This window comes from Streptomyces sp. NPDC051020 (assembly GCF_040683105.1).
Classification (GTDB): domain Bacteria; phylum Actinomycetota; class Actinomycetes; order Streptomycetales; family Streptomycetaceae; genus Streptomyces.
Genome location: NZ_JBFBCG010000157.1, coordinates 1 through 7,961 on the forward strand (window position 1 = coordinate 1; position 7,961 = coordinate 7,961).

Consider the following 7,961-nt stretch of genomic DNA (forward strand, 5'->3'; position numbering starts at 1 on the left):
GAAGGGCCACAAAACCTTCATCATCTGCACAGCACCGCATCAAGTGGGTCTACCTACACGAACCTCACTCTCTGCGCTCGTGGCGCACTTAAACGTCAAGCTAAGACCGGCCGGGCAGGGTGGGGAGGTAGGCGGGAGCCTTGCGGACCGGGGTGGCCCTCTCGAAGGCGTACACGTAGCTGAGCAGCTTCGCGTCGCTGTAGCGCGTTCCGAGGAAAGAGACGCCCAGCGGCAGCGTGTCCCGTGCGTAGCCGGCGGGCACAGTGATGTGGGGGTAGCCGGCCACTGCGGAGTTGCGGGTGGAACTTTCGAAGGGGGTTGGGTCGAGCGCTTCGACGGTAGGAGCGGGGATTCCGGTGGGGGTGACGATGGCATCGAGCCGGTGGTCGGCGAGAACGCCGTCGATGGCCTGACGGGCCTGACGAGTCGCGGCGCTGCGGTGCTGGCGGTATGCCGGAGCGTTGACATCTCCGTCGGTCTTGTCGGCCATCTCGAAGAGTTCCTGGCCGAACTTCGGCATCTCGACGGTGGAGTTCCGCTTGTTGAACGCGATGAGTTCGGTGAGATTCTTGGGGTGGGGGCCTGGGGTGGCGACCAGGTAGGCGTTGAGGTCGTGCTTGAACTCGGTCAGCACGGCGGGAAGCATGTCCTTCTGCATCATGTCTTTGGAGTCGGCCACGTCCGCGCCCTCGACGACGGTTGCGCCGAGCGCTCGGAGCCGCTGGACAGCCGCGTCGAAGGTACGGTCCACGTCCGGGTCGATGCCGATGTGTCCCTTGCGCCACACGCCGATGCGCTTGCCGCGCAGGGCGTTTGGGTCGAGCACCTCGCGGTAGTCGGAGGGGAGGGCAGTGTCGGCGTCGGAGGTAGCCGTGTCGGCGGTGTCCGATCCATGGATGGCCCAGAGCGCCAGGGCGGCGTCCGTCGTGTTGCGGGCGATCGGGCCGGCGGTGTCGTGGCGGCTGGTGATAGGGATCATGCCGCTGCGGCTGACCATGCCGAGGGTGGGCTTGATGCCGACGGTGGAGGTGACGCTCGCGGGGCACACGATGGAGCCGTCGGTCTCGGAGCCGATGGTCACAGCGGCCAGGGCGGCTGCGGCGGCGACTGCGGAGCCGCTGGACGATCCGCAGGGGCTCCGGTCGAGTACGTAGGGGTTACGGGTCTGGCCGCCAGTGGCACTCCATCCGGCCGTCTGCTCGAGGGACCTGAAGTTGGCCCATTCCGACATGTTGGCCTTGCCCAGGATCACTGCACCCGCGTCGCGCAGTTTCTTTACCAGGAAGGCGTCCTGTGCCGGCTTGGAGTTCAACAGGGCCGTGGAGCCGGCGGTGGTGGGCTGGCGGTCTGCGGTGTCGATGTTGTCCTTGATGAGAACGGGGATGCCTTCCAGTGGCCCCCGCACTTCACCGGTGCGGCGCAGCTCGTCGCTCTTGCGTGCAAGATCCAGTGCGTCTGGGTTCACGGTGACGACGGCATTGAGGCGGGGGTTGAGGCGATGGATCCGGTCCAGGTATGCCTGGGTCAGTTCTTTGGACGTCAGCCGCTTGCCCTTCATGTCCTCCTGAAGTTCCAGGATCGTGGCGCGGTCCAGCCGCTCGTCCAATCGTCCGTCGCGCTTCCCGTCGTTCTTCAGAGCGTACGGGGCTGCTCCGCCAGTCGAGGTGGCGGAAGCGGCCGGTCGCGGTCCGTCGTCCGGTGTGCAGGCCGCCAGGGGAACGAGCAGGCAGGCTGCCGATACCGCGATCACCGTGTGCCGTCGCGTGGTTCGAGTGAGCGAGCGCATCAGTTGCTTCTCCGTAGAGGCGAGGGAAGGAAGGCCCTGTGTCCGTACAAAAGAGCCTATGAACGGCGTCTTTTCGGAACGACAGGGATGACTCCCCGTTCGGGAGTGGTGCGGACTACACCTCCTGAGGGGGTGTCCGTTTTCCGCGTCACGCGTGAGGAGGGGGTGTCCGGCTCACTGCCGGACACCCCCTCCTCAGGTGCTCTCGCCGCTACGGGTCACTTCTTGCCGCTGGTCAGCCACACTCCCAGCGCCGATCCGACGAAGACGACGCCGGTGCCGACCCCGGCCAGGACCCTCGTGGTGCCGGTGTAGTGGGCGAAGGTGCTGACGTAGACCGCCGCCACCGTGGAGACGAAGAGCAGCAGCCAGAGCACGGGCTTCATCAGGGGTTCCTCCTGTTATGCGCCCCGGCGGCCCGATGGGCGGCAGGGGTGGGATCTCTTACGCCGTTCACCTTCTCCCCGCGCCCCCGGTCGGCACATCGGACCGTCCCCCCGAACCTGAGGTGTAGCCCGCTACACCCATGCGGTGACGGACACGTCGCCGTACGGGACGGCCGTCCGGGACGCGGGTCAGGAGTTCAGGTAGGCAAGCACCGCGAGGACCCGGCGGTGACCGCTGTCGCTCGGCGGCAGGTTCAGCTTGGCGAGGATGCTGCCGATGTGCTTGCTGACGGAACGTTCAGTGATGAACAGGGTCGTGGCGATCGTGGGATTGTCCAGGCCCTGCGCCATCAGCCCGAGGACCTCCCGTTCCCGGGGGGACAGCGCGTCGAGCGGGTCCCGGCGGCTCATCAGCTGGGAGACGACCTCGGGGTCCAGCGCCGTTCCGCCCGCAGCGACGCGCTCCAGCGCGTCCTGGAATTCCTCGATATGTCCCACACGGTCCTTGAGCAGGTAGCCGATCCCCGATGCGCCCTGTCCGAGCAGTTCAGCGGCGTAGCTCTCCTCGACATACTGGGAGAGCACCAGGAGCGGCAGGTCGGGAACGAGTTTCCGGGCCTCGATGGCGGCACGCAGCCCCTCGTCGCGGAATCCGGGCGGCAGCCGGACGTCCAGGACGGCCACGTCCGGCCGGTGTTCCAGCAGGGCGGGGACAATCTCGGGCCCGCTTCCCACGACGGCCACGATCTCGTGCCCGACGTCCTCCAGGAGCAGAATCAGGCCCTCGCGGAGAAGGACGTTGTCCTCCGCGATCACGATCCGCACGGCAGCACCACCTCAATCGTCGTTCCGGAACCGACAGGGCTGTCGATCCTCGTCGTACCGTCCAGGGCGGCGACCCGTCGACGTACCCCGGCAAGTCCGCTGCCCGAGGCGGAGCCGGGTGCGGCCCCGCCGCACCCGTCGTCCCGCACGACGACGCGCAGCGTGGGGCCGTCGTACCGGAGCGACACCTGAGCACGGCTCGCGTCGCTGTGCCGGGCGATGTTGGTCAGCGCCTCGGCGACGACGAAGTAGGCGGCCGCCTCGACGGCGGCGGGGGGACGGCGGTCGGTCTCGGGCAGGTCCAGGGTGGTGGGGATCGGCCGGCCTGCGGCCAGGGAGCGGATGGCTCCGTTCAGTCCCCGGTCGGAGAGGATCGGCGGGTGGATACCGCGGATGACGGTGCGCAGTTGGACAAGTGCTTCGTCCACGGTGGTCCTGGCCTCGAGCACCATTCTCCTGGAACTCTGAGGGTCCTTGTCGAACCGGCGCTCGGCCAGGGCCAGTCGCATGGCCACCGCCACGAGCTGCGCCTGGGTGCCGTCGTGGAGGTCGCGTTCGATCCGTCGGAGTTCCGCCTCGTGGGCCTGGAGGGCTCCCGCGCGCGAGGCGGTCAGTTCCTCGATCCGCCGGCCGGCGCCGGTCCACGTACCGAGCATGATCTCCGCGACCCGTGTCTCCAGCTTCACCGTGGCGGGGGCCAGCCAGAAGAAGAGGGCCGCGAAGAGCCAGACACACACCGCGGACAGGACGATCGCCTGCATCCAGGTGGTGAGGGGGGCCGCGAGGAGGGTGAGGGTTCCGCCGGGCAGGGTCCACCACCACAGCGGGATGGAGATCGTCAGCAGCAGACTGAGCAGCACTCCCAGGACGAGGACGGGAAGAACGAGCCCTACGACGCCGTGAACCAGCATCCATGCCACGTCCTTGCGGGTACTTGGGAACCGCAGCAGTTGGAGCGTCCGCTGGTAGGCATTGCCTTCGGGCGTCGGGTAGGGCCGGCGTACGGGGCGGCCGAGAACGCGTTCGGCGCGTCGGCGTTCGACATCGGCCAAGGCGCGCAACGGCTGCACCGCCCACGGAAGGATCGGCGCGAAGATCAGCGAGAAGCAGACGAGCGGCAACAGAACGTAACCAACCAGCGAAGGTAGAGCGGTGGCGAGTCCACCCAGCAGATACCTCGTGGATCGTAGGCTGTGGAGCACTCTTGCCTTCAGGTCCATGGAGCAAGACCGTACTTCACGGGGGTTCCCTTGTCATAAGTGCGCGCTCCACCTGGCAGGTGGAGCGCGCTACACCTCCGGTTCGGGGGAGAGACCGCTGCCGCCCGCTGGGCTTGCGCGATTACGTTCGGTACCCGTTCTGACCGATCGAGGGAACCGAAGGACCCATCATGCAACCGATGACGACGACCCGGGCCACGCCGTTCGCCGTGTCCCTGGAGGAGGTCTCCCAGTCCTATGGCGAGGTGACCGCGCTGGACCGGGTCAGCTGGGGGTTCCGCAAGGGCAGTCTCACCGCGATCATGGGCCCGTCCGGATCGGGCAAGAGCACCTTCCTGCACTGCGCCTCCGGCCTCGACCGGCCCAGCAGCGGAACGGTACGGCTCGGGGATCTGGACATGGGCGGGCTCCGCGAGACGGAGTTGACCCGGCTGCGCCGTGAACGGATCGGATTCGTCTTCCAGGGCTACAACCTCATGCCCTCGATGGATGTCGAACGCAACATCACCCTCCCGCTGTCCCTCGGGAACCGTCAGGTGGACAGGCGCTGGCTGGACGAAGTGGTCCACCGGGTGGGGATGGCCGGCCACCTGGACCGGCTTCCAGCACGTCTGTCCGGCGGCCAGCAGCAGCGTGTGGCGGTCGCCCGAGCGCTTGTCACCCGCCCGGAGATCGTCTTCGCCGACGAGCCGACGGCCGCGCTGGATCCGAGGTCGGCCGAGCACGTCCTGAAGCTGCTGCGTGACGCGGTCGACGAGATGGGACAGACGGTCGTGCTGGTCACCCACGACCCGGTGGCCGCGGCCTGGGCCGACAGTGTCGTCTTCCTGGGCGAGGGCAGGATCGTCGACGAGCTGACGGCTCCCTCCGCCGCAACCGTCCTGGCCCACTGGGGGACGCTGTGAGGCGCGGTATCGCCGCCGGAGTGGCGGTGGCACTGGTGTGCGCGGCCATGTTGACGGGCGCGTTCGGGGTCCTGCTGGAGTCCGCACTACGGGCGCACGGATCGGCCGACCGCTATGAGCGCGCCGTGGCCGTCGTCGCCGCGAGCCAGCGCGTCGAGGTCGTCAAGGACGACCAGACCGATGCCAGGCCACTGGTGGAACGAGCCCGGGTACCGGTATCGGTGGCCGACCGGGTGCGCACGGCACCGGGGGTCACCGAGGTGGTCGCGGACGTCTCTTTGCCGGTGGTCACCGCGGACGGGGCCGTGCGGACCGGCCGTGGCTGGGACGCGACCGTGCTCACCGCTGTCGAACTGCGTGCCGGCCGGGCCCCACGGGCGGAACACGAAGTCGCGGTGGACTCCGGCAGCGGCAGGGCCGTCGGGGACACCGTCCGTCTCCAGGTCGGCGGCAAGGCGCCGGAACCCTACCGCGTCAGCGGTCTGGTGGCCGGCGGGTCCGGTGCAGGCCGCGATGTCTGGTTCGGCCAGCACACGGCACAGGTCCTCAGCGGCCGTCCCGAGCGTGCGGACGCGCTGGTCGTGCTCGGCACGAAGGAGACGTCCGCCCAGACGCTGCGGGCAGCCGCCCCCGGTCTCGTCGTCGCGACCGGCGCGGACCGTGGCGACGTCGAGAACCCGGAGGTGGCGGCGGCACGACTCGACCTGATCGGCGTCTGTGCGTCGATCGGCGGAGTCGCCCTCCTGGTGGTGCTGCTGATCTTGACTGGTCTCCTGGACACGTCCGTACGGGACCGGACCCGCGAACTCGCCGTCCTGCGCGCCATCGGTGCCACCCCCCGGCAGGTCCGCCGGGTGATCGTCCGCGAGACGCTCAAGGTCGCGGTACCGGCGTCGCTCCTGGGCGGTCTGCTGTCGCTCGGGCTCGGCACCCTGCTGCACCGCTTCATGGCCGAGCAGGGGGTCCTGCCCCCGGGGCTGGGGCTCGCTCTGGGACCGTTTCCTGTCGTCGGTGCCCTGGCGCTCACGGTGCTCACCGCGGTCGGTTCCGCCTGGCTCGCGGCACGACGTGTATCCCGGATCCGGCCGGCCCAGGCCGTGAGCGAGACCTCCGCCGAACCGACTCGGCTACCGCGCTGGCGCGTGATCACCGGCCTGGTGCTCCTGGTCGTCGGTCTCGCTTCGGCTGGCACCGCGTTCGCGTTCGGCGGGCAGGTGGCGACCGCGGCCATGGGCGGACTCGTACTCTCCCTCATCTGGGCGGCGGCCCTCCTGGGTCCCTCGATCGCCCGAGGGGGAATCGTCGTCCTCAGCCCCGTCATGCGCCTCCTGTTCCCGGTCCCGGGCCGGCTCGCCACCGACACGGCCACCGCCGCGGCCGTGCGACTCGCGTCGGTGATCACGCCGATCGCGCTCGCGCTCTCCTTCGGCGCCAGCCAGCTGTTCGTGCAGACCACCGCGGTCAACGCCACCCGGACGCAGGCAGCCGCGGGGCTGCAAGCGGACCAGGTGCTCGTCTCGAACGGGCCGGGCGTGCCCCGGGCCATGTACCGGGCGGTGGAAAGGACGGCCGGACCGGGGACCGTGACCGCGGTGAAACGCACCACCGTGGTGATGTCGGTCGCGGCCCAGCTCCAGTCCCTGCCCACCCAAGGCGTGAAGGGCGCACTGTCCAATCTGGACCCGGACGTGAAGGCGGGCCTGCTGAAGGGCCTGCACGGCAAGAACACGGTCGCGCTCAGTTCGAACGTGGCCAGCGCGGCCAAGGTCGGTTCGACCGTGTCTCTCTGGCTCGGGGACGGCACCGTGATCCGACCCGAGGTGGTGGCCGTCTACGACCGGGGACAGGGCTTCGGGGATGTCCTGCTGCCTCACGATGTGGTCGCCGCCCACGTCACCGACGCGGGCCACGACGACTACCTCCTGGTGAAGGGAGCGGCCGACCTGCGACCGGTGCTCGACCGTTTCCCCGGGACCCGTGCCACGTCCGCCGGACAGTACAGTGCGGCCCTCACCGAGAAGGCACGCCAGCAGGCCCTGCCCGGACTGCTCGCAGTCGCGGCGATCTCCCTGTTCACCCTGATCGGCGTGGTGACCACGCTGGCCGTCGCCACCGCGTCCCGCCGTCGTGAACTGGCTCTGCTCCGGCTCATCGGCGCGACCCGCGGCCAGGTTCTGGCGATGCTGCGGCTGGAGACCTGCCTCGTACTCGGTACGGGGGCCGCCGTCGGCTCCCTGGTCGCGGCGGTGACCCTGCTGACCTTCGGCGGCGCGGTGACCGGTCTGTCCGCGCTGTCGGTGTCCCCCTCGGTCTGCGCGGCCGTACTCGGCACGGTGTTCCTGTCGGGCATGGCAGCCGTCATGCTGCCCGCCCGCCGGCTGCTGCGCCGCCGAAGGTCTCCTCGAATCACGTAGCGGAACCGGGTCCCACCTCTCCCATGCTCCCCGTCCTCGGGCGGGGGCACGGGAGGAGGGCCGTTCCTTCATGCGCCGCGACCATCACAGGACCGGGCCGAGCCACCGGCAGGCCCGTCGCACCACGACCACCTCTCCCTGACCCACTGATGTTGTTCCCCTACCGACAGGAGTTGTTCCATGTACGCACGTGTATCGCCGAGGTTTCGTCCCACGCTTTCGCGAGGTGGCCGGCGTAAGGCCTTGCTGGCCGTGACCGTGCTCACCGGAGCCGTCATGACCACCGGTGCGCTGTTCCCGCCCGCCGCCTCCGCCGCCAGGCCGGACACTGTTCAGAGCAGCCTGAACGCCTTGGTGCTCGACGACCGGATGCCCGCCGCGCTGGCAAGCGTCGCGGACCGCGAAGGCCGGACGCGTAACTACAC

General features: G+C 69.3%; 6 protein-coding genes and 1 pseudogene. 3 read left to right on the plus strand and 4 right to left on the minus strand.

Annotated features, from left to right (window positions below):
• Positions 1 to 100: 100 nt before the first annotated feature.
• The 4 genes from AB0N06_RS37340 to AB0N06_RS37355 form a co-directional block, all read right to left on the minus strand.
• Positions 101 to 1,786, minus strand: coding sequence for an amidase (locus tag AB0N06_RS37340; protein WP_366139123.1), 1,686 nt, complete (start codon positions 1,784 to 1,786; stop codon positions 101 to 103).
• Positions 1,787 to 2,004: 218 nt separating this feature from the next.
• Complete coding sequence (locus AB0N06_RS37345) at positions 2,005 to 2,172, minus strand: hypothetical protein (protein ID WP_351086915.1); 168 nt, start codon at positions 2,170 to 2,172, stop codon at positions 2,005 to 2,007.
• A gap of 189 nt (positions 2,173 to 2,361) precedes the next feature.
• Positions 2,362 to 2,997 carry a response regulator transcription factor gene (locus AB0N06_RS37350; RefSeq protein ID WP_366139124.1) on the minus strand — a complete coding sequence of 212 codons (636 nt, stop codon included), beginning with the start codon at positions 2,995 to 2,997 and terminating at the stop codon, positions 2,362 to 2,364.
• The gene (locus AB0N06_RS37355) at positions 2,985 to 4,217 is read right to left on the minus strand and encodes a sensor histidine kinase (protein WP_366139125.1); all 1,233 of its coding nucleotides are present in this window, start codon (positions 4,215 to 4,217) and stop codon (positions 2,985 to 2,987) included. Before AB0N06_RS37355 ends, AB0N06_RS37350 begins: the two co-directional genes overlap by 13 nt.
• Before the next feature lie 179 nt (positions 4,218 to 4,396).
• Between AB0N06_RS37355 and AB0N06_RS37360 the strand changes: the two genes are divergently transcribed.
• From AB0N06_RS37360 to AB0N06_RS37370, 3 genes and pseudogenes are all read left to right on the plus strand, one after another.
• Positions 4,397 to 5,122 carry an ABC transporter ATP-binding protein gene (locus AB0N06_RS37360; protein WP_366139126.1) on the plus strand — a complete coding sequence of 242 codons (726 nt, stop codon included), beginning with the start codon at positions 4,397 to 4,399 and terminating at the stop codon, positions 5,120 to 5,122.
• Positions 5,119 to 7,536 carry an ABC transporter permease gene (locus AB0N06_RS37365; RefSeq protein ID WP_366139127.1) on the plus strand — a complete coding sequence of 806 codons (2,418 nt, stop codon included), beginning with the start codon at positions 5,119 to 5,121 and terminating at the stop codon, positions 7,534 to 7,536. The genes AB0N06_RS37360 and AB0N06_RS37365 overlap by 4 nt, the downstream gene beginning before the upstream one ends.
• Positions 7,537 to 7,812: 276 nt before the next feature.
• A pseudogene (locus AB0N06_RS37370) lies at positions 7,813 to 7,961 on the plus strand (serine hydrolase); the annotation flags it as partial.

Excerpts from the sequence above, each read along its gene's own strand:
- AB0N06_RS37340 (WP_366139123.1), bottom strand. The coding sequence starts at position 1,786 with ATGCGCTCGCTCACTCGAACCACGCGACGGCACACGGTGATCGCGGTA.
- AB0N06_RS37345 (WP_351086915.1), bottom strand. The coding sequence starts at position 2,172 with ATGAAGCCCGTGCTCTGGCTGCTGCTCTTCGTCTCCACGGTGGCGGCG.
- AB0N06_RS37355 (WP_366139125.1), bottom strand. The coding sequence starts at position 4,217 with ATGGACCTGAAGGCAAGAGTGCTCCACAGCCTACGATCCACGAGGTAT.
- AB0N06_RS37360 (WP_366139126.1), top strand. The coding sequence starts at position 4,397 with ATGACGACGACCCGGGCCACGCCGTTCGCCGTGTCCCTGGAGGAGGTC.